Here is an 18,905-nt window from a genome sequence, read left to right as displayed (position 1 = left end):
TTTTCCTCTCTTATTCGGAATCATAGGCACCGAAAGAATGATTACTTCCTATTTTACCAAAAAACCTTCACTTTATAGGAGTGAAGGCTCTTTTTAAACGTATTTTAAGCGTAAGAATGCAATCCGGCAATGACAAGGTTCACAAAAATCAAGTTAAACATGATAATAGCAAAACCGATTACAGCAAGCCAGGCTGATTTTTCTCCCTGCCAGCCTTTTGAAAGCCGCAGATGGAGATATGCCGCATAAAACAGCCACGTAATCAGTGCCCAGACCTCTTTTGGATCCCAGCCCCAAAAACGGGTCCATGCAATCTGCGCCCAGATCATGGCGAAAATCAGCGCGCCTAATGTGAATACCGGAAAACCGATTGTCACAGAACGGTAGCCAATTTCATCGACAAGGTCCAGATTGACGTTTTTCGTCAGCGGCTGCAAAAAGGCGGATATCCGCTTTCTTAAAATCAGGCGCAGCGCACCGTACAGCAGCAATCCTGTTCCAAGCGACCAGATCACTGTATTCAGTTTTCGTGCTGAAATCAGGGCCGGAACTTCAACAGCAGCTTCCATTTTTCCTTCTGTCAGCAGTTCGCCTTTATGGGGACCTACTAAAGCAGGAAGGTTATAGACCATTTCTGCTTCCTGTTCGTTCTTATCCGTCCACTTATAAACAGCCTCATAATCCATGAATCTGAATGTGCTGGTAATCGCTATAAACGCAATCGTGGCAACAAGCGCATACATGACCGCTTCAAGCCAGAATGTCTTTTTGGATCTCACGGACTGATCGACTGTACGAATCAGATAAATGACTCCCGCAATAAAACTGATCGCAAGGATTGCCTGTCCAAGAGCTGCAGTGGTCACATGGATGTGAAGCCAGCTGCTCTGCAAAGCCGGAATCAGGGGAGATATGTCTGTTGGAAACATGCTTGCATAGGCAATCAGAAGTAAAGCAACAGGTAGTGTAAACAATCCAAGAACCGATACTTTATAAATAAAATAGAGGACAATAAATGCCAGAACAAGCATCATGCCGAAAAACGTTGTAAACTCAAAAAGATTGCTGACAGGAGCATGCCCGGAAGCCATCCATCTTGTGATAAAATAGCCGGTCTGTGCTGCAAACCCGGCGATTGTTACCCCAATGCCTGCAGCCGCCCATTTCGTGGGCTTTTTATATTCTTTTCTCTTGTCGCGGATTGCTCCTGCAAAAAGAAAGGTTGCAGCCAGGTATAGAAAGAATGCTGCAAATAGCAAATTACTGCTTAAAGCCGCCACACCTTTTCCTCCTCATCGCTTTATTTCTCATCTGACTGGTCAGCCGGCTTTTCAATCACTGTTCCTTCAAGCACAGCTTCCATTTCCTTTTTAATACCGTACCAGTTTTTATTGGTATGGCCTGCAAGGAGAATGGCATCCCCGTTCCGCCTGATCCAAATGCGGCGGTGATTCCAGTACATGCCCTGAGTGACACCGATCATGAAAATGGCTCCGCCAAGTCCAAGGAACCAGAGGGTATTGTCTTTTCTTACCGTAAGAGCAGAAAGGTTTTTCGTTTCGACTCCTTCAAACTTCATCTTCATCTGATTATCCTCATTAGGCTCAATCGTCTGCTGAATCGCAACAAAACTCGTTTCGCCCTCAGGTTTATCAGGAGAAATCATTTTAAAAACAAATGCCGGGTTATCCGGTATTCTTGTTTTCGTTGCCGGCTCTCCCTCGCTGTTGAAATAAAAATCAGGAAGGTAGCTTGCGACTTCAACTTTATAGCCATTTCCAAGGTCGTACTGTTTTTTCGGATCCAGCAGATCAATGGCAAGCTCACCGTAGCTTTCTTCCGTCTCTTTGTCTATCAGACTGAATTTCATCTTGTTTAATTCGTTCAGTTTGAAGTCAACTTGATAAAGAGCATACGAATCATGCTTTAACGGCTGATTTACTTTAATCTGCTCATCCTTTACTTTCTCAAGCTCAGGATCTGCGCCAACGAGCGCTTCCCCTTTTCGTTCAAATAAGGTGACGTTTGTCTGATAGTTTTTGGCTACACTGCCGTCTCCTACTCTAGTAATCGCGTTTTCAAATACTTCATCTTCGCTTTCTTTCTGGTAGGTTTCCATAATGAACTGATCGCTTTTCAGAAAATACTTGCCGTCTGTTCCAGGGATGACCTTTGTTTCTCCTTCGCGGATCCACAAGACATCATCCACATACATGCCCGGCACGAACCTGAGCATTGCTCCAAACAAAAAGATGATCAGACCGATGTGGTTGACATAGGGTCCCCATCTTGAAAAACGGTTTTTTTCAGCCAGAAGGCTGCCGTTCTCTTCTCTGACATGATAGCGTTTTCTCTCAAGCTTTTCTTTCACCATTTTCAGCTGCGCATCTGCGTCTGTGACAGACGGTGTCTCGCTGAACAGTCGCTGTCTTCTCATAAAACTTTCATGGCGTGTGACGCCCTGCTTTTTCAGCGCCCTGTAAAGCGGTACGAATCTGTCAAGGCTTGCAATGACAAGCGAAGCTGCCAGTGCCCCGATCAGGACGATATACCACCACGAGCTGAAAAGTTCATGAAATCCAAGCTGATAATAAAGCTGGCCGATTACGCCGTATTCTTCCCGGTAGAAATCTTTAGGCGTCACATTCGGCGGTATGTACATCACTTGAGGAAGAATGGTGCCGATCGCTGACGCTATTAAAATCAGGACGATAATCCAAATCCCGACTTTTACGGAAGAAAAGAAATTCCAGATCTTGTCGACCGGGGTTCTTTTATAGGTCTGGGACCGTCTTGCACTGCCGTCATACTTCATATCAAGCAGCTTGCTTCCGTTCTCCTTTTCCTGAATAGGACGGCCGCAGGATTCGCAGAGAACCGTTCCATGCGGATTGCTGTGGCCGCATAAGCATTTCACTTCATTCATGATGAAAACTCCCCGTTTACGGCTTGATTGATTCCATATAATCCCTGACCATCCGCTCATTCATCTGGCCAGTGATAATTTCTTTCACTACTCCATTTTTGTCAATGAGAAATGTAGTCGGAAGCGGGACAACTCCATATGCCTCAAGCACCTGTGAGTCTTTATCAAGGACTACGGGAAAAGATAAATCATATGTTTCCATAAAGCTCTGCACGGCAACGTTTGATTCTTCAATGTTCACTGCGAGAATTTCAACGCCCTGGTCTGAATAATAATCATACTGGTTCTGCATATAGGGCATCTCGCGTTTGCACGGCTCGCACCATGTTCCCCAGAAATTCAGAAAAACACCTTTTCCTTTGTAATCAGAAAGCTGGTGCTTTTCCCCTTTCAGGTCTGTTAATACGAAATCAGGCGCCTCGCTGCCAACCTTCACCTTTTCTTTGCTTGAGAAAAAATTTGTGTATAACGTATATCCCAGCGCCCCGGCAAGCAGGGCGAGGATAATGGATCTCATGATCAGACGTCTTTTTTTCTTCATTGAAAACTCTCCCATATCCTCATACATTTCAACTCATTATATCACTGTTTTTTTGGAACATTTTCCTGATAATTTGAAGTTTATGTGAAAATTAAGGCGCTTACTTTCCAAATTTGGCAAGGGATCTGAGCTGTTTCACCTCATGCGGGGAAAGCTCGCGGGCATCGCCTGTTTTCAGTCCCTTCAGGTCAAGGAAGCCGTATGTTTCGCGCTTAAGCTTTAGAACAGGGTGTCCGATCGCTTCAAACATGCGGCGCACCTGTCTGTTTCTGCCTTCATGGATGGTCAGTTCCACAATGCTTGTCTGCTTCTTTTTATCAAGAGATACAAACTTCACCTTTGCAGGAGCCGTTTTCCCGTCTTCAAGCATGATTCCTTTTTCAAGCGATCTCAGCGTTTCACGCGGAGGAATGCCTTTGATTTTTGCCACATAGGTTTTTTCAACTTCGCTCTTGGGGTGCATCATCAAATTGGCAAATTCGCCGTCATTAGTCATGATGACAAGGCCGGACGTATCATAATCAAGCCTTCCAACGGGATAGATGCGCTCTTTAATATGCTGGAAGAAATCTGTCACCGTTTTTCTTCCTTTATCGTCAGAAGCAGTCGAGACCACTCCGCGCGGTTTGTAAAGAATAAAATACACAGGTTCTTCTTTTTCAACAGGAACTCCGGCAACCTCAACACGGTCATTTCCGGATACTTTTATCCCAAGCTCCCGGACGGTTTTGCCATTCACTGTAACTTTTCCTTCTAATATAAGCTCTTCCGCTTTCCTTCTTGATGCAAGGCCTGCGTGAGCTATCACTTTTTGCAAACGTTCCATTCTTTTCACCTCGTTAACATCTTACTGCTAAAAATTTGATTAGACAAGTTCTCGTGGCATGCACGAAGCCTTATTATCTCACAAAAATGATGCGCCTGCTCAAAAATCTTCATAACTGCCGAAACAGGCATATAAAAAAGCCTTCCGGATGAGGAAGACTTGTATTCTATGCCATTAAAAAGCAAGCATCACAATAAAGATAGCAGCCGCAATCCCCAGCAAGTCTGCGAGGAGCCCCACTTTCAGCGCATCCCCCATTTTTTTCACACCGACCGCCCCGAAGTAAACCGTCAGGATGTAGAGCGTTGTATCCGTGCTTCCCTGCATGACGGCAGCCAGCCTTCCGATAAAAGAATCCGGTCCGTAGGCTGCAATCAAATCTGTCGTCATGCCAAGAGCGGCAGTCCCTGAAATCGGCCGGATAAAAGCGAGCGGTACAATTTCACTCGGCACACCGATTGCATCCAGTGCGGGTTTCATCATCCCGACGAAAAATTCAAGCGCACCAGATGCGCGAAAAATGGTGATGGCTACGAGCATTCCCACTAAATAAGGAATAATAGAAAAGGCAATTTCAATTCCTTCCTTGCCGCCTTCAACAAACGTTTCATAGGTCGGCACTTTCTTAAACGTGCCGTAAACAAGAATGAACCCGATCATCAGGGGAATCATCCATAGAGATATGATGCTGACAAGCCCCATTCCTATCTCCTCTCCTTCCGCATTCTTCTATGGTAGAAATAGCGGTCTATCAGAATGGCGCCAATGGCGGAAATAATGGTTGCAAGCAGTGTCGGCCCAACAATATCAGTGGGTGACTTTGACCCGTATGTCATCCTCACCGCAATGACTGTCGTTGGAATCAGCGTAATGCTTGATGTGTTCAGCGCGAGAAACGTAATCATCGACCTGCTTGCATCAGGCTTATTCCCATTCAGCTTTTTCATCTGCTCCATCGCTTTAATGCCAAGAGGTGTGGCTGCATTGCCGAGTCCGAAAAGGTTCGCCATCATGTTCGACAGAATGTAGCCCATTGCCGGGTGTTCAGGAGGAATCTCCGGAAAGAGTCTTTTAACAAGCGGCTTAAACAAATTGCTCAATTTTTCAAGCAGTCCGGCTTTTTCCGCCACCTTCATCAGACCAAGCCAGAACACAAGCACACTGATCAAGCCGATACTGATGGTAACAGCGTCTTTTGCCCCTTTAAAAACCGCAGCGTTCACTTCTTCCATCGTGCCGTTCACCATGGCAAACACTATTCCGATGACGGTCAACCCCACCCATATGATGTTAATCATGTCCGCTGTAGCCCGCTCCGATAAAGAATAGCTTCCGGAATTTTTCCCAAAGAGGGGCATTCGGTTTGTTGGTCAGGCCATTATCATAGTAAATGGGCACCTCATCGACACGTTCATCTTCTACAATAACGGACATTTTCCCGACGACATTCGGCACATCTTCCGGCTTATCCCATTTTTTATCCGGTTTGATGAGCGTGATGTCGATTCTGATTTCATCCTCCTCCTCATCGTTCAGCGGATAGTACACATCTCTTTTGATGAACAGCCGGTTCTTATAGATTTTCTCCTGAATATCTTTCAGCGTTCCAGACTCTTTCACTTTAAAAAGATCATAATCTCTGTATGCCATATTGAACATGGCAATATGATCATTCCAGTCATCAGAAGCATCAATCGTAACAGCCACAAGGTTCATGCCCTCTTTAGAAGCAGTTGACACAAGCGTCCGCTTCGCCCGTTTCGTATACCCCGTTTTCCCGCCGGTGCTGTACTCATAAAGACTTGTCAGCAGTTTATTTTTATTTCTCCACACCCGGTCCCACTGCTCATTCGGATTAGGGGCACGGTGCACCTTAGTTCCTGATATTTTCTGATACATCGGGTTTTCCATGGCATACCTTGTCAGGATCGCCATATCATAGGCAGTTGAATAATGATTTTCATGATCATCCAGACCATGCGGATTCGCAAACTCCGTATTCATCATGCCGATTTCCGCTGCCTTCTGGTTCATCATATGGACAAACCCTTCAACACTTCCCCCGACATGCTCTGCTATGGCGACAGCCGCATCATTTCCGGAACGGAGCATCAGGCCGTACACAAGGTCCTCAAGCTTAATCTTCTCACCCTCCTGAAGGTAGACCGCCGACCCTTCAGTATGTATCGCTCGATTGCTGACCGTTGCCTTTTCATCCATCTTCCCGGATTCAATCGCAAGAATGGCAGTCATAATTTTAGTAATGCTCGCAATCCTCCGTTTTGTATGGGCATCTTTTTCAAAAAGGATTCTTCCTGATTCCTGTTCAAGCAGTACAGCACTTCTTGCACTGACGCCCATCGCATCAGCCTTATGCGGCAGACCCGAAATAAGCAAAAGGCAAACAAGTGCGGTCACTGCGATCTGTTTCCATTGCCGCACAGCCCCCACGTCCTTTGATCGTTTTGTACAAGTTTATGCGGGTGGACAAAGGTTATGAAGGAATAATTTCTTCTTTTGGATGAAAAGTGTTGTGATACTGAAGTTTGATGCTAGTCCTCTGAAATCGAATTACAGCTTGGGAGGGTACGATTCGTGCGGTTGCTTACCCTCTCAAATCGTTTTTCGGTTTCCGAGGGTACAATTCACGACGTTGCTTACCCTCGCAGATCGTTTCTCAGTTACCGAGGGTACGATTCAGGACGTTGCTTACCCTCTCAAATCGTTTTTCGGTTTCCGAGGGTACGATTCAGGACGTTGCTTACCCTCTCAAATCGTTTTTCGGTTTCCGAGGGTACAATTCACGACGTTGCTTACCCTCGCAGATCGTTTCTCAGTTACCGAGGGTACGATTCAGGACGTTGCTTACCCTCTCAAATCGTTTTTCGGTTTCCGAGGCTACGATTCAGGACGTTGCTTACCCTCCCAGATCGTTTTTCGGTTTCCGAGGGTACGATTTGCCACGTTGCTTACCCTACCAAATCGTTTTTCGGTTTCCGAGGGTACGAGTCAGGCCGTTGCTTACCCTCCCAGATTGTTTCTCGGTTTCCGAGGGTACGAGTCAAGACGTTGCTTACACTCCCTGATCGTTTCTCGGTTTCCGAAGGTACGATTCGCCACGTTGCTTACACTCTCAAATCGTTTTTCGGTTTCCGAGGCTACGATTCAAGCCGTTGCTTACCCTCTCAAATCGTTTCTCGGTTTCCGAGGGTGCGATTACCGTGCCCGCACCTCATAACAATACCGCAAACCAAAAAAACAGCTGCCCACTGGACAGCTGCTCACATCGTTTATTTGGATTGAATCATTTTTGTACGGTAATCGGTTTCGTAGTATTCAAGCTCTTCGCGGATTTCCTGAAAGCCGCTTTCGAGTGAAGCAATCATCGTTTGAAGGGTTGCCGGTGCAGCATGGCGGTATTTGATGGCGTTTTTGCCTGTATAGGCGGACCTGCTGTCTTCATACCACACATCATTTTTCGGATTATAAAACTCTTCAATGCACTGATGATAAATTTTATAAAGCGCCTTTTCGGCAGCAGGCTTCCTGAAAGGCTCATTCTGAAGCACGATTCTGCACGCTTCAAGCCCTTCCTCGCAGTAAACGGACAGCCTTCTCAGATTGCGGAAAAGATCTTCATAATACTCCTCTTCTCCTCCCGCTTCCTCGTTTAAAAAGGATGAGATTGTCGCATGGTTTAAAAACGTATTCAGCTCATTTACGACATTCCCCAAAAAACGTTCCACTTGTTCTGTTTGTGCTTTTACAATGGCATTTCCCACTTGAGACACTTCCCTTCCGTTTGTTTAGATTTCTTTATGTACTGTCATTTTTATTTTTTCAGCAGCATCCAAGAGGCTGATCCTGCCATGCTCTTTTACGTGAGCCGGAATCTCCAGGGCCTGCTGAAGATTGATTCCATCCAAGTACTTTAGGAAAACATCCTGTTCATTTACATAAAATCGTTTCCGCTTTAAGAGCGATTCATTTTGAATAATGCAAATTAACGCCAATACATCCTTTATTGCCGCATCTTTGAAAAGGGCAGGGTTTTGACCGGCAAACACCTCTTCAAAGTACCTGACATACAGGACGTGAAACGTTTTTTCGGTTTTACCTGTGACAATCGTGATTTCAGAGCGGTTAAAAAAATCCTCGGATGTATTCGGCATCTCTTTTTCTAACTCATAGCCTCTGCACATGGTTATGTACACCTGATTGCCCTCCTGATTTAGATTCAAAAAACGGAACAAAGAGTGTCCTTTGTTCCGTTGTACCCTATTTTACCACAGGTTCTGCTTCAATTGTGTAAATTATTTGATTTCTTCAAATGTCTGATTGAAATTTTCAAAAAAGAGATCTGCTTCTTCTCCGAAAGCCTCGTCGTCTTCTTTTTCGGGAAGTGGAGGAAGCTCCTTAATGTTCTTCAGGCCGAAATGCTCGAGAAATTCCTTGGTCGTTCCATAGAGAATGGCCCGTCCTGTTCCTTCCGCCCGTCCGACTTCTTTCACAAGAACCTTGGCTGTGAGTGTCTGAAGGGGCCGCTCGGACTTGACTCCTCTTATCTCTTCAATTTCAGCTCTTGTAATCGGCTGTCTGTAGGCTACGATTGCAAGAATTTCAAGTGCTGCCTGTGACAGGGAGCTGTGGTTTGGTGTTTCAACCAGTTTCTTTAAATAAGCGGCATGCTTTTTCTTCGTTGTCAGCTGATAAACACCTGCGACTTCAATCAATTCAATGCCCCGCTGCTTTTTCTTATACTCTTTTTGAAGTTCTTCTATCGCTTCTGCTACAACCTCTTCTTCAATCTCAAGCACGGCTGTGAGCTGTTTCTTTGAAAGCCCCTCATCACCTGCAGCAAACAGCAGGGCTTCCATAATGGATTTCCATTTCTCCAAGGCTTTAAACCCTCCCCAGAATATAAATATCTGAAAAATTTTCTTCCTGTTCGATCATGATGCTGTTGTTTTTCATCAATTCCAAGATGGCTAGAAAGGTTACCACTAGATGATCCTTCTGGTCTGAGGGAAACAGCTCGGTAAATTTGCGTCTGCGGGGATTTCGCCTGAATTCATCAAGTATCTCATCCATCCGCTTCTCAATCGGAATTTCCTGTCTGGCGATTTTCGTCTGCAGTGGCTTCTGCAATTTTTTTCTGCGCATCATCTTCTGGAAAGCCCCTAGCATATCATAAATGGTGACATTCACCGGATCTGATCCTGCAGCAGGCTCAGCGGCATATGCGCTAAGGTCACTGGGCGGCTTTGTAAAAACCTTTGACCGTTCTTCTTCCATGTGTCTTAAATCATCTGCAGCTTCTTTGTACTTACGGTATTCAATCAGTCTTCTCATCAGTTCGTCGCGCGGATCTTCTTCAGGTTCAAACCCAAAGTCATCCTCTTCAAGCTCTTCTTCATGTTTTGGAAGAAGCATTCCACTTTTAATGGACAAAAGCGTTGCTGCCATTACCAGATACTCAGACGCCACATCAAGCTGAAGTTCTTTCATTGTATGTATATAGAGCATATACTGCTCGGTTATTTCAGCAACCGGTATATCATAAATATCAATCTCAAGTGTATTGATTAAATGCAGGAGAAGATCCAGCGGCCCTTCAAATGCATCGATTTTCACTTTGTACTGCACGTTCATCCCACCACTTCATTCTGTACCGCTTAAGCAGACTACCCTTTAGTATAGAACATAATGTGATCAATCTCCATTACTATTTTAGGTGATTCAGAGAACAATGAGAAAAAAGTCCAGAACCGGGATATTCGCCCATACACATCAATGCGCCCTGCATAAGATACCAATGTAAATTCGAAAGTTCTTAAGGAGGAATTAGTAATGGGAGATAAAGGTTTTGGCTACGGTTCTGGATTTGCGCTGATCGTTGTATTGTTCATTTTGTTAATTATCGTTGGAGCTGCTTGGCTGTACTAATCAGCGCCTATTAAAGACCGCAACATTCTGGTGCTCAGGCTAATGAGCACCTTTTGTGTTTCATTTCTTCATGATCGATGCCCCTTTATGCTAAACTGAAGATACATATTTTCTGATGTGAGGGTGATGTTATCTGTATCCTGAAGCCTATTTAGATTATTTAGTTCACTTCCACGGAGACCGCGACTATTTTGAATGCCATGAAGTGCTTGAAGAACACTGGAAGGAAGATCCTCCCGGAAAGCGCAAGGCATACTGGGTCGGACTCATTCAGCTTGCGGTCGGGCTTTATCATTACAGAAGGGAAAACTGGAACGGGGCAGAGCGGATGATTAAAAATGCCATTTCCATTTGTTCGCAGGAAAAAGATGCGGTTGCTTCACTCGGTCTGCACCCCGAATCTCTTCTTGAGCTGATGAGAAAAACATCTCTCGCAATCGAACAAAAGCGGCCATATGAAAGCATCAGTCTTCCGGTTTCTGATGAAGAGCTTCTGAAGCAGGCGAAGTCACACTGTAAAGAAAACGGCATGACGTGGGGAAACCCAAGCAATCTTACCGATGCCTCCCTCGTTCACAGACATTCCACGAGGGACAGATCGGATGTTATTGCAGAACGGAACAGAAGTCTTCTGCAAAAGAAAAAAAACAGATGAAGCATATGCTTCATCTGTTTTTTTAAAAGCAGGTACTAATACTGTCCCTGCCCAACGTCCTGAAAGTCTGCAGCTAGCAGTCCGGTTCCGTGCACTTTTCGAAAAAAGCTTTTGTCCGTTCATCCGGAACCACTGTTTTTGTTTTGTACTGTTCTTTTAATGCCGCCACCATTTTTCTGCCGATTCCCTGATGACGGTGAGAAGGGTTCACACTTACATGCTGAATCTTCACGCGGTCATCGTCCTCATGCACGACTCCGATTGTGCCGATGATATCATCGTCTTCTTTCCATAGAAACAGCTGCCAGAATTCATCTGTTTCATACTGTTTCATTGTCTGCTGCAAATGCTTTAAATCTTTTTCATTTGGCATAAAAGACAAAAGACCCATGGCAATTTTTTCAAAGCTTTTCTTATAGCGAATTAACATATGAACCCCTCATTAACGAAATAACCTTCCGATTAGAGAAAGCAAAAACAAAAAATGAAAGCCTGTCATCAGACTGATGTTCGGTCCATGTTTCATCCGTTCACCTAAGCAGATCCCGGATCAGGCAAGAATCACTCTCAGAACATTATAAACAGTTTTCCGGGCTTTTTAAACACTTTTCAGCGAAATTAATCCAATGTGCGCATTAAATTCGCCATTTCGATGGCCGCAACAGCTGCTTCATAGCCTTTATTCCCAGCTTTTGTGCCGGCACGCTCAATCGCCTGTTCAATCGATTCAGTCGTCAGGACACCGAAAATCACCGGAACGCCTGTTGACATGGATGCCTGCGACACTCCTTTAGCCGCCTCATTGCAGACATAGTCATAATGAGTCGTAGATCCTCTTATGACCGTTCCAAGTGTGATCACTGCATCATATTTGTTTGAAGCGGCCATTTTTTTGGCAACCAGCGGAATTTCAAATGCGCCAGGCACCCATGCGATTTCAACGTTCTCTTCCTCTACGCCGTGGCGCTTCAGTGCGTCTGTTGCCCCGCTCAAAAGCTTGCTTGTAATGAATTCATTAAATCTCCCTACGATAACCGCTACTTTTAATCCTGATCCGACTAAATTACCTTCGTATGTTTTCATGACTGTTTCCTCCAATATTATAGGTTAAGTAAATGTCCAAGCTTTCCTTTTTTCGTTTGCATATAGCCTTCATTTTCTTCTTTTGAAGGCATTTGAATCGGTATACGGTCCACAACTGTCAGTCCGTACCCTTCAAGCCCTGCGATTTTTCTCGGATTGTTCGTCAGAAGCTTCATCTCTGCCACGCCAAGATCTTTTAAAATCTGGGCACCAATTCCGTAATCCCTCAGATCATCGGCAAATCCAAGCTTATGATTGGCTTCGACTGTATCATAGCCTTCTTCCTGAAGGGCATAGGCTTTCATCTTATTTAAAAGGCCGATCCCTCTGCCTTCCTGTCTCATATATAAAAGAATCCCGCTTCCGGCTTCTTCAATCTGGGCAAGCGCTGCATGGAGCTGGGGTCCGCAGTCGCAGCGGTTTGACCCGAAAACATCACCTGTGAGACATTCTGAATGGACGCGCACAAGAGTTGGCTGATCAGGAGAAATTTCTCCTTTTACAAGAGCGATATGCTCTTTGCCGTCAAGAACGTTTGAATATCCGACCGCTCTGAACATGCCGAACTCAGTTGGAAGCTTAATATCCGCTTCTCTTTTTACAAGAGCATCAGACACATTGCGGTAGTGAATCAGATCTTTAATGGTGATCATTTTTAAACCGTGGTGCTCGGCAATTTCCATTAAATCCGGAACCCGTGCCATTTCTCCGTCTTCTTTAATAATTTCACAGATGACGCCTGCCGGGCTTGCACCAGAGAGCCTCGCAAGATCAACAGCAGCTTCTGTATGTCCTGCCCGTCTCAGCACGCCTCCCTGCTTCGCTACAAGCGGAAAAATATGACCCGGACGTTTAAAGTCGGATGGAACGGCATCTTCATTTAAAATCGCTTTTATCGTATCTGATCGTTCAGAAGCGCTTATCCCTGTTTTAGTGGTTTTATAGTCAATACTCACTGTAAACGCCGTTCCATGCGGGTCCGTATTGTCGCTGACCATCGGATGAAACTGAAACTTTTCCGCGTATTCTGCTGACAGCGGCACACAGACAAGTCCTCTGCCGTGTTTAATCATGAAATTGATCACTTCAGGAGTAGCATGGTCTGCAAGGGCTACAAAATCTCCTTCGTTTTCACGGTCTTCATCATCTACGACAATCACAACCCTGCCGTTTTTCAAATCCTCAATTGCCTCACTTATGGAATGAAATGCCATGGTGTATCCTCCATTCTAGTAAAATCCGTTTTCTTTTAAAAAATCAGGTGTAATCGATGAAGATCCCTGTGACTGATCAATGAATTTCTTCACATACTTGCCGAGCATGTCACATTCGATGTTAACAACGTCCCCTGCCTCTTTGCCTCCAAGAACGGTTTCAGAGAGAGTATGCGGGATGATGGACACAGTTACTTGTTCATTCTCAAGGCCGAAAATCGTCAGGCTGATTCCATCAATGGCGATTGAGCCTTTCATCACAAGTGATGAAGTCAGGTCCCTGCTCGTTTTTATATCGTAATAAACCGCATTTGCAGACGGCCGTTTGCGGATAATCGTACCTGTTCCATCCACATGTCCGGTGACAAAATGCCCGCCGAACCTTCCTCCTGCCGCCATCGCCCGCTCAAGATTTACGTTTGATCCCTGTTTCAGGGCATTCAGCGAGGTAGCTTTCACGGTTTCAGGCATTACATCCACTGTAAAGGAGGTGGATGTGAACTTTGTTACCGTCAGGCACACGCCGTTCACTGATATACTGTCCCCAAGCCTCACATCTTCCAAAACTTTTGATGCATGAATGGTCATTTCAATGGCTTTATCGCTTCCGCTCATGCTGCCGATCGTGCCGATTTCTTCAATAATTCCTGTAAACATTTCGCTTTACCCCTCCTTTTTCACGCAGACAAGCTTCAGATCTTCTCCAATCAGCTCAGCTGACTGAATTTTCAGTCGGACCACTTTACTAATTTCCTTAATCCCTGTTCCTCCTGCAAGAGACGGGGCACCTTCCCCTCCAATCAGAACGGGAGCCGTATAGCTGATGACTTCATTGAACATGCCGCTTTCAATAAAACTTCCATGTACCGTTGCGCCGCCTTCAACAAATAATGACGTCACTCCCATCTCACCGAGGGTCTGCAGCAATTCCTCAATTCTTATGGACGGCGTGTTCATTTTTATCACTTTGGCTTTCTTTTCAAGCAGGCTTATCTTTTCAGCAGATGCACCGCTGCCGGCGATCAGCCACGTTTCCGCAAGACCGTCATTCAGCACGGCGGCTTTTTCCGGAATTCTCAGATGCGTATCAAGCACAATTCGGACAGGCTGCTTTTTAGCATGTTCCGTCCTGCATGTTAAAGACGGATTATCTTTTATAACTGTTTCAATACCGGTAAGGATGGCATCATGCCTCTCTCTGTAGGAGTGGACATCTTTCCTTGCCTCTTCCCCGGTAATCCATTTGCTCTCTCCCGTTACAGTGGCTGTTTTGCCGTCAAGACTCCCAGCCCACTTCAGCGTAACAAACGGACGTTTATTTTGAATATAATGGAAAAATATTTTGTTCAGCTCTTCAGCTTCTTCTTTCAAGACGCCAAGCTCCACTTCAATTCCGGCATCACGGAGTTTCCTTATTCCTCTGCCGGCAACTGCGGGATTCGGGTCTTCAACAGCCACAACCACTCTTTTCACTTTGGACTGAATAAGCAGATCCGCACAAGGCGGCGTCTTCCCGTGATGACTGCAGGGCTCAAGTGTCACATAAACAGTCGACCCTTCAGCCTCAGCACCCGCCATCCTGATCGCATGAACTTCTGCGTGCGGCTCACCCGCTTTAAGATGTGCGCCAAGACCGACAATCCTGCCGTCTTTCACCACAGCCGCACCAACATGAGGATTGGGCGACGTCTGCCCGATTCCCTGTTCTGCCAGGCGAAGAGCCGTCATCATATACTCGCGATCTTCCAAAACCATATCCCCTTTCTTTTTGAATGCAAAAAAGCCCGCAGGTTTGATACCTGGGGGCTTGTCAGGGATTATTGGTCACATTTGCATGCCAAACAAGAGTACCATTCCTCTGTTTTTTCAGAAAAATAATACCCGCACGTCAACACTGTGTTCCTTCTCCCATCCAGACTATACTGTCGGCTCCAGAATTTCACTGGATCCACCGCCTGCACCATGTGCAGCCGGGTCACGGACTGAAAAGCATCTGCTTTATCACCGCCGGTTGGGAATTTCACCCTGCCCCGAAGGAAAACAATGAGTATGAAATTGTTCCTTTCTATCATCTTATCCGGATATGCGGAAGATTGCAACGATTTAATTCCGGGGTTTTCTGATTGGAGATTGAATTTTCAGCTTAGAAAAGGATACTGGTTTTTTGAGAGTACGTTTTATGCGTTTACTTACCCTGCTCACCTGTTTTTTCCGCTTTGCTGGGTAAGATTCCTCCCTTTGCTTACCCTGCTCACCCGCTTTTTCCGCTTTGCGGGGTAAGATTCCTTCCTTTGCTTACCCAGTTGACCCGTTTTTTCCGCTTTGCGGGGGTAAGATTCCTCCCTTTGCTTACCCTGCTCACCCGCTTTTTCCGCTTTGCTGGGTAAGATTCCTAGCTTTGCTTACCCAGTTGACCCGTTTTTTCCGCTTTGCGGGGTAAGATTCCTCCCTTTGCTTACCCAGTTGACCCGTTTTTTCCGCTTTGCTGGGTAAGATTCCTCCCTTTGCTTACCCTGCTTACCTGTTTTTTCCGCTTTGCTGGGTAAGATTCCTCCCTTTGCTTACCCAGCTCGCCCGCTTTTTTCTCTTTGCGGGGTAAGATTCTTCCCTTTGCTTACCCAGTTGACCCGTTTTTTCCGCTTTGCTGGGTAAGATTCCTCCCTTTGCTTACCCAGTTGACCCGTTTTTTCCGCTTTGCGGGGTAAGATTTCTCCCTTTGCTTACCCAGTTGACCCGTTTTTTCCGCTTTGCTGGGTAAGATTCCTCTCTTTGCTTACCCTGCTTACCCGTTTTTTTCGCTTTGCTGGGTAAGATTCCTCCCTTTACTTACCCTGCTTACCCGTTTTTTCCGCTTTGCGGGGTTAGATTCCTCCCTTTGCTTACCCAGTTGACCCGTTTTTTCCGCTTTGCGGGGTAAGATTCCTCCCTTTGCTTACCCTGCTTACCCGTTTTTTCCGCTTTGCTGGGTAAGATTCCTCCCTTTGCTTACCCAGCTCGCCCGCTTTTTCCTCTTTGCGGGGTAAGATTCTTCCCTTTGCTTACCCAGCTCACCTGTTTTTTCCGCTTTGCGGAGGAGGATTTAACTAAATTTACACTTTTTCACGTGGCACATAATGAATTGCTCTGCCATTACCTGTCTGTAAAAAATGATTGGTTAAGATCTTCCTGATGGTCTTTTTTGATTTTACCAAATGACACCATTCCCAAACCTGCTCAACAGTAAGCTTTCTTTCAGGAAAGAGAAACTGAAATTCTTCTATCGCACGCAGGATGGCTGGAAAATGAGATTCCGCGAATTCACAATTGGAGCAATGAAACTTGGAGTTTTGGAAAGTAGAGTAGATTGACCCGCAAAACCCGCACCCCACCCCCTTCTCAAGCTCGTCATATCGATACTCAGGCAGCCGCTCAAAACGGGATTCCTCCTGATGAAGTGTCAAAAGCTTCTCCGCAAGCTTCGAGTGAATGGCTTTAAGCGGGGCGGCACTATTCTTTTTTAGTGTTTTTGCAAAACGGTCCAGCTGGGAATGGAATATGATGGGGTGTGTGGACGATGCCTGATAGAGGTGAAAGCGGGGATTGATAAAAACCAGGATTGCTTCTACAGGCAGCTGAAAACGGTGTTCCTGAAGCAGAATTCGAAAGAGGGTTTCGTTTCTATGCAGCTGCAGCAAAGGGTTTTTGACTTCTTTTTTCACAGGAGATAGCCACTTATCTTTATCCAGGTGATAATCTCCTTCGAAGTTCTTTACTTCAAACAAATAGATTTTTTGCGGCGAAATGTACAAGGAATCGATCTGATAGGTTGTTTGATTGGTTTCAAGCAGCAAATCACTCAGAATGATTCCGTTCCCCTGATGAAGTTTCAGCCACGCCTCAAACTGTCTTTCCCCTTCAAACCCTTTTTCAAGGTTAAGAAAGTGCACTGCTTCTTCAGCATCTAAAGCCTTTCGGGCATTCAGCTTCCGGTACATCAGCAGCTCTTTTGATTCTCGAAGATCTTTCAAATGCATTCCTCCTTTTCCGCCATCGTATGATAAGAAGAAGATTCCGGCAAATCATGAAAATCAAGTTATCTGTCAATCCACATAACTTAATTAGTTGTTTGGACCAAACAATCCGGGACATTCACCCGTGCACAAATGCAAACAAAAAAAGCCGCCCGCATAAGGACAGCTTTCCATCTATCTTATTCTTCCCAGACTTTAACTTCTTTCATTGCATCGCCCTGTTTGATTTTGTAGACGTTGTCTAGTCCTTCAACAACTTGTCCGAATACAGTATGGACGCCGTTCAAATGAGGCTGAGGCTCGTGAACGATGAAGAATTGGCTTCCGCCTGTGTCTTTTCCTGCATGCGCCATTGAAAGAGCTCCGGCAACGTGCTTGTGAGGGTTTCCTGCTGTTTCACATTTGATTGAGTAGCCAGGGCCGCCTGCGCCAGTTCCAGTTGGATCTCCGCCTTGTGCAACGAAGCCAGGGATAACGCGGTGGAATGTTACGCCGTTGTAGAAGCCTTCGTTAGCAAGCTTTTCAAAGTTTTCTACTGTTTTAGGTGCTGCTTCAGGATAAAATTCGATCACCATTTGATCGCCGTTTTCCATTGTGATTTGACCTTTTTTCATATGTATGAAACCTCCTGCATCTTTTTTTCGTCTAATAGACTGAACGTTATTCATTCTACTATATAACGTTTCATAAAGCCAAACAGTTCGCTGTTTTCCTGAAAAAACCTGTCGCCAAACCGATAAACAGATTATAATGAAGATTGCTGTCATAAAGAAGGAGGTCTTTTTTTGAAAAAGATAATGATTACTGCATTCTCACTGGCACTGCTTGCTTTTCCGTCAATGGGACTTGCCGATGCAGCACCCGGAGACAAAATTATTACACTTGGAAAGAACTTAACAGAAGCACAGAAGGATTCCATGCTTTCTGAAATGGGAGCGGATGACAGTGCTCAAGTCATAGAAGTGACAAACGAAGAAGAACATAAATATCTCGGAAACTATATTCCGAAGGCGCAAATTGGGACGAGAGCGATTTCCTCTTCAGCCATTACGATTGAAGAGAGCGGCGCAGGGCTTGAAGTCAATACGAAAAATGTCAATTGGGTAACGGATGAAATGTATTTGAACGCCCTGATGACAGCGGGCGTAAAAGATGCTTCCATCCAGGTTTCAGCACCGTTTGAGGTATCCGGCACAGCAGCTTTGACAGGTTTGCTGAAAGCTTATGAAGTAAGTTCAGATGAGGCTATTCCGGAAGATGTGAAACAGGTGGCGAACGAAGAACTTGTCAAAACAGCTGAGCTAGGCGACAAAGTCGGACAGGAAAACGCCAGTGCACTTATGGCTAAAATTAAAGAAGAAATCGCGAACAACGGAGTTCCTGAGACAGATGCCGAGTTCCGCGAACTGATTGAAACATCAGCAAACGACCTTGGCATTACGCTGTCTGAAGAAGAGATCAACAGCCTTGTTGCTTTGTTCAATAAAATGAAAGACGTCAACATCGACTGGAATCAAGTAGGACAGCAGCTTGATCAGGCAAAAGACAAGATTTCAAAATTCATAGATTCAGAGGAAGGCCAAAACTTCCTTGATCAGCTGAAAGAGTTTTTTATTGCTCTTTGGGATGCGATCATCGCTATTTTCAGCAATAAAGATAATGCCTGACGCAAACAGCCTGCAGAAACTATTTCTGCAGGCTGTT

The 18,905-nt window shown here is 45.3% G+C and carries 20 protein-coding genes, 1 pseudogene and 1 riboswitch; of the genes and pseudogenes, 3 read left to right on the top strand and 18 right to left on the bottom strand.

Annotated elements, in window-relative coordinates; genetic code table 11:
- Nucleotides 1-104: 104 nt before the first annotated feature.
- From ccsB to RKD52_RS08625, 11 genes are all read right to left on the bottom strand, one after another.
- Nucleotides 105-1,280: a c-type cytochrome biogenesis protein CcsB gene (gene ccsB, locus RKD52_RS08675; protein ID WP_454099397.1), complete on the bottom strand. Its 1,176-nt coding sequence runs from the start codon at nucleotides 1,278-1,280 to the stop codon at nucleotides 105-107.
- A 20-nt stretch (nucleotides 1,281-1,300) separates the two neighbouring features.
- The gene (resB, locus tag RKD52_RS08670) at nucleotides 1,301-2,926 is read right to left on the bottom strand and encodes a cytochrome c biogenesis protein ResB (RefSeq protein WP_454099396.1); all 1,626 of its coding nucleotides are present in this window, start codon (nucleotides 2,924-2,926) and stop codon (nucleotides 1,301-1,303) included.
- 16 nt (nucleotides 2,927-2,942) lie between these two features.
- Complete coding sequence (gene resA / locus RKD52_RS08665) at nucleotides 2,943-3,467, bottom strand: thiol-disulfide oxidoreductase ResA (RefSeq protein WP_454099395.1); 525 nt, start codon at nucleotides 3,465-3,467, stop codon at nucleotides 2,943-2,945.
- Nucleotides 3,468-3,567: 100 nt separating this feature from the next.
- Nucleotides 3,568-4,293 carry a 23S rRNA pseudouridine(2605) synthase RluB gene (gene rluB / locus RKD52_RS08660; RefSeq protein WP_369733812.1) on the bottom strand — a complete coding sequence of 242 codons (726 nt, stop codon included), beginning with the start codon at nucleotides 4,291-4,293 and terminating at the stop codon, nucleotides 3,568-3,570.
- A 174-nt stretch (nucleotides 4,294-4,467) separates the two neighbouring features.
- Nucleotides 4,468-4,995: a spore maturation protein gene (locus RKD52_RS08655; RefSeq protein WP_454099394.1), complete on the bottom strand. Its 528-nt coding sequence runs from the start codon at nucleotides 4,993-4,995 to the stop codon at nucleotides 4,468-4,470.
- Between the two features lie 2 nt (nucleotides 4,996-4,997).
- A complete protein-coding gene (locus tag RKD52_RS08650; protein WP_320155939.1) occupies nucleotides 4,998-5,591 on the bottom strand; it encodes a nucleoside recognition domain-containing protein in 594 nt (197 codons plus the stop codon).
- Entirely contained in the window at nucleotides 5,584-6,735 is a 1,152-nt protein-coding gene (locus RKD52_RS08645) for a D-alanyl-D-alanine carboxypeptidase family protein (protein WP_369733814.1), read from the bottom strand. Before RKD52_RS08645 ends, RKD52_RS08650 begins: the two co-directional genes overlap by 8 nt.
- Nucleotides 6,736-7,583: 848 nt before the next feature.
- Nucleotides 7,584-8,075: a DUF3907 family protein gene (locus RKD52_RS08640; protein WP_369733815.1), complete on the bottom strand. Its 492-nt coding sequence runs from the start codon at nucleotides 8,073-8,075 to the stop codon at nucleotides 7,584-7,586.
- 24 nt (nucleotides 8,076-8,099) lie between these two features.
- Nucleotides 8,100-8,507: a hypothetical protein gene (locus RKD52_RS08635; protein ID WP_454099393.1), complete on the bottom strand. Its 408-nt coding sequence runs from the start codon at nucleotides 8,505-8,507 to the stop codon at nucleotides 8,100-8,102.
- A 99-nt stretch (nucleotides 8,508-8,606) separates the two neighbouring features.
- Complete coding sequence (gene scpB / locus RKD52_RS08630; RefSeq protein ID WP_277987827.1) at nucleotides 8,607-9,191, bottom strand: SMC-Scp complex subunit ScpB; 585 nt, start codon at nucleotides 9,189-9,191, stop codon at nucleotides 8,607-8,609.
- A 4-nt stretch (nucleotides 9,192-9,195) separates the two neighbouring features.
- Nucleotides 9,196-9,945: a segregation/condensation protein A gene (locus RKD52_RS08625; protein ID WP_029280125.1), complete on the bottom strand. Its 750-nt coding sequence runs from the start codon at nucleotides 9,943-9,945 to the stop codon at nucleotides 9,196-9,198.
- Between the two features lie 198 nt (nucleotides 9,946-10,143).
- On the opposite strand from RKD52_RS08625, the gene RKD52_RS08620 reads away from it, so the two are divergent.
- Nucleotides 10,144-10,239, top strand: coding sequence for a YjcZ family sporulation protein (locus RKD52_RS08620; RefSeq protein WP_081414149.1), 96 nt, complete (start codon nucleotides 10,144-10,146; stop codon nucleotides 10,237-10,239).
- A 133-nt stretch (nucleotides 10,240-10,372) separates the two neighbouring features.
- Nucleotides 10,373-10,894: a DUF309 domain-containing protein gene (locus tag RKD52_RS08615; RefSeq protein WP_454101172.1), complete on the top strand. Its 522-nt coding sequence runs from the start codon at nucleotides 10,373-10,375 to the stop codon at nucleotides 10,892-10,894.
- 73 nt (nucleotides 10,895-10,967) lie between these two features.
- On the opposite strand, the gene RKD52_RS08610 is transcribed toward RKD52_RS08615, so the two are convergent.
- The 7 genes and pseudogenes from RKD52_RS08610 to RKD52_RS08580 all read right to left on the bottom strand — a co-directional run bounded on the left by RKD52_RS08610 (nucleotide 10,968) and on the right by RKD52_RS08580 (nucleotide 17,815).
- A complete protein-coding gene (locus RKD52_RS08610; RefSeq protein ID WP_369733819.1) occupies nucleotides 10,968-11,324 on the bottom strand; it encodes a GNAT family N-acetyltransferase in 357 nt (118 codons plus the stop codon).
- 188 nt (nucleotides 11,325-11,512) lie between these two features.
- Nucleotides 11,513-11,977: a 6,7-dimethyl-8-ribityllumazine synthase gene (ribH, locus tag RKD52_RS08605; RefSeq protein ID WP_029280121.1), complete on the bottom strand. Its 465-nt coding sequence runs from the start codon at nucleotides 11,975-11,977 to the stop codon at nucleotides 11,513-11,515.
- A 17-nt stretch (nucleotides 11,978-11,994) separates the two neighbouring features.
- The gene (locus tag RKD52_RS08600) at nucleotides 11,995-13,191 is read right to left on the bottom strand and encodes a bifunctional 3,4-dihydroxy-2-butanone-4-phosphate synthase/GTP cyclohydrolase II (protein ID WP_454099392.1); all 1,197 of its coding nucleotides are present in this window, start codon (nucleotides 13,189-13,191) and stop codon (nucleotides 11,995-11,997) included.
- Between the two features lie 15 nt (nucleotides 13,192-13,206).
- Nucleotides 13,207-13,848 (bottom strand): riboflavin synthase, encoded by a 642-nt coding sequence (ribE, locus tag RKD52_RS08595; RefSeq protein ID WP_454099391.1) that lies wholly within the window; start codon nucleotides 13,846-13,848, stop codon nucleotides 13,207-13,209.
- Nucleotides 13,803-14,940 (bottom strand): annotated as a pseudogene (gene ribD / locus RKD52_RS08590) (bifunctional diaminohydroxyphosphoribosylaminopyrimidine deaminase/5-amino-6-(5-phosphoribosylamino)uracil reductase RibD). Before ribD ends, ribE begins: the two are co-directional and overlap by 46 nt.
- A 147-nt stretch (nucleotides 14,941-15,087) precedes the next feature.
- A riboswitch (FMN riboswitch) is annotated at nucleotides 15,088-15,233 on the bottom strand.
- A gap of 1,047 nt (nucleotides 15,234-16,280) precedes the next feature.
- Nucleotides 16,281-17,198, bottom strand: coding sequence for a nuclease-related domain-containing protein (locus tag RKD52_RS08585; RefSeq protein ID WP_454099390.1), 918 nt, complete (start codon nucleotides 17,196-17,198; stop codon nucleotides 16,281-16,283).
- Nucleotides 17,199-17,380: 182 nt separating this feature from the next.
- Nucleotides 17,381-17,815, bottom strand: a complete 435-nt coding sequence (locus RKD52_RS08580; protein WP_029280109.1) for a peptidylprolyl isomerase — start codon at nucleotides 17,813-17,815, stop codon at nucleotides 17,381-17,383.
- Nucleotides 17,816-17,986: 171 nt separating this feature from the next.
- Between RKD52_RS08580 and RKD52_RS08575 the strand changes: the two genes are divergently transcribed.
- The gene (locus RKD52_RS08575) at nucleotides 17,987-18,868 is read left to right on the top strand and encodes a DUF1002 domain-containing protein (RefSeq protein ID WP_454099389.1); all 882 of its coding nucleotides are present in this window, start codon (nucleotides 17,987-17,989) and stop codon (nucleotides 18,866-18,868) included.
- Nucleotides 18,869-18,905: the final 37 nt, after the last annotated feature.

This window comes from Metabacillus sp. SLBN-84 (genome assembly GCF_053629595.1).
The sequence above is the reverse complement of the archived record's forward strand: the minus strand, read 5'-3'. Positions and strand labels throughout refer to the sequence as shown.

Bases quoted from the DNA above. Each gene is read 5' to 3' on its own strand.
- RKD52_RS08620 (WP_081414149.1), top strand. From the start codon at position 10,144: ATGGGAGATAAAGGTTTTGGCTACGGTTCTGGATTTGCGCTGATCGTT.
- RKD52_RS08625 (WP_029280125.1), bottom strand. From the start codon at position 9,945: ATGAACGTGCAGTACAAAGTGAAAATCGATGCATTTGAAGGGCCGCTG.
- RKD52_RS08600 (WP_454099392.1), bottom strand. From the start codon at position 13,191: ATGGCATTTCATTCCATAAGTGAGGCAATTGAGGATTTGAAAAACGGC.
- RKD52_RS08655 (WP_454099394.1), bottom strand. From the start codon at position 4,995: ATGGGGCTTGTCAGCATCATATCTCTATGGATGATTCCCCTGATGATC.
- ribE (WP_454099391.1), bottom strand. From the start codon at position 13,848: ATGTTTACAGGAATTATTGAAGAAATCGGCACGATCGGCAGCATGAGC.
- RKD52_RS08610 (WP_369733819.1), bottom strand. From the start codon at position 11,324: ATGTTAATTCGCTATAAGAAAAGCTTTGAAAAAATTGCCATGGGTCTT.
- rluB (WP_369733812.1), bottom strand. From the start codon at position 4,293: ATGGAACGTTTGCAAAAAGTGATAGCTCACGCAGGCCTTGCATCAAGA.
- resA (WP_454099395.1), bottom strand. From the start codon at position 3,467: ATGAAGAAAAAAAGACGTCTGATCATGAGATCCATTATCCTCGCCCTG.
- ribH (WP_029280121.1), bottom strand. From the start codon at position 11,977: ATGAAAACATACGAAGGTAATTTAGTCGGATCAGGATTAAAAGTAGCG.
- RKD52_RS08650 (WP_320155939.1), bottom strand. From the start codon at position 5,591: ATGATTAACATCATATGGGTGGGGTTGACCGTCATCGGAATAGTGTTT.
- RKD52_RS08580 (WP_029280109.1), bottom strand. From the start codon at position 17,815: ATGAAAAAAGGTCAAATCACAATGGAAAACGGCGATCAAATGGTGATC.
- resB (WP_454099396.1), bottom strand. From the start codon at position 2,926: ATGAATGAAGTGAAATGCTTATGCGGCCACAGCAATCCGCATGGAACG.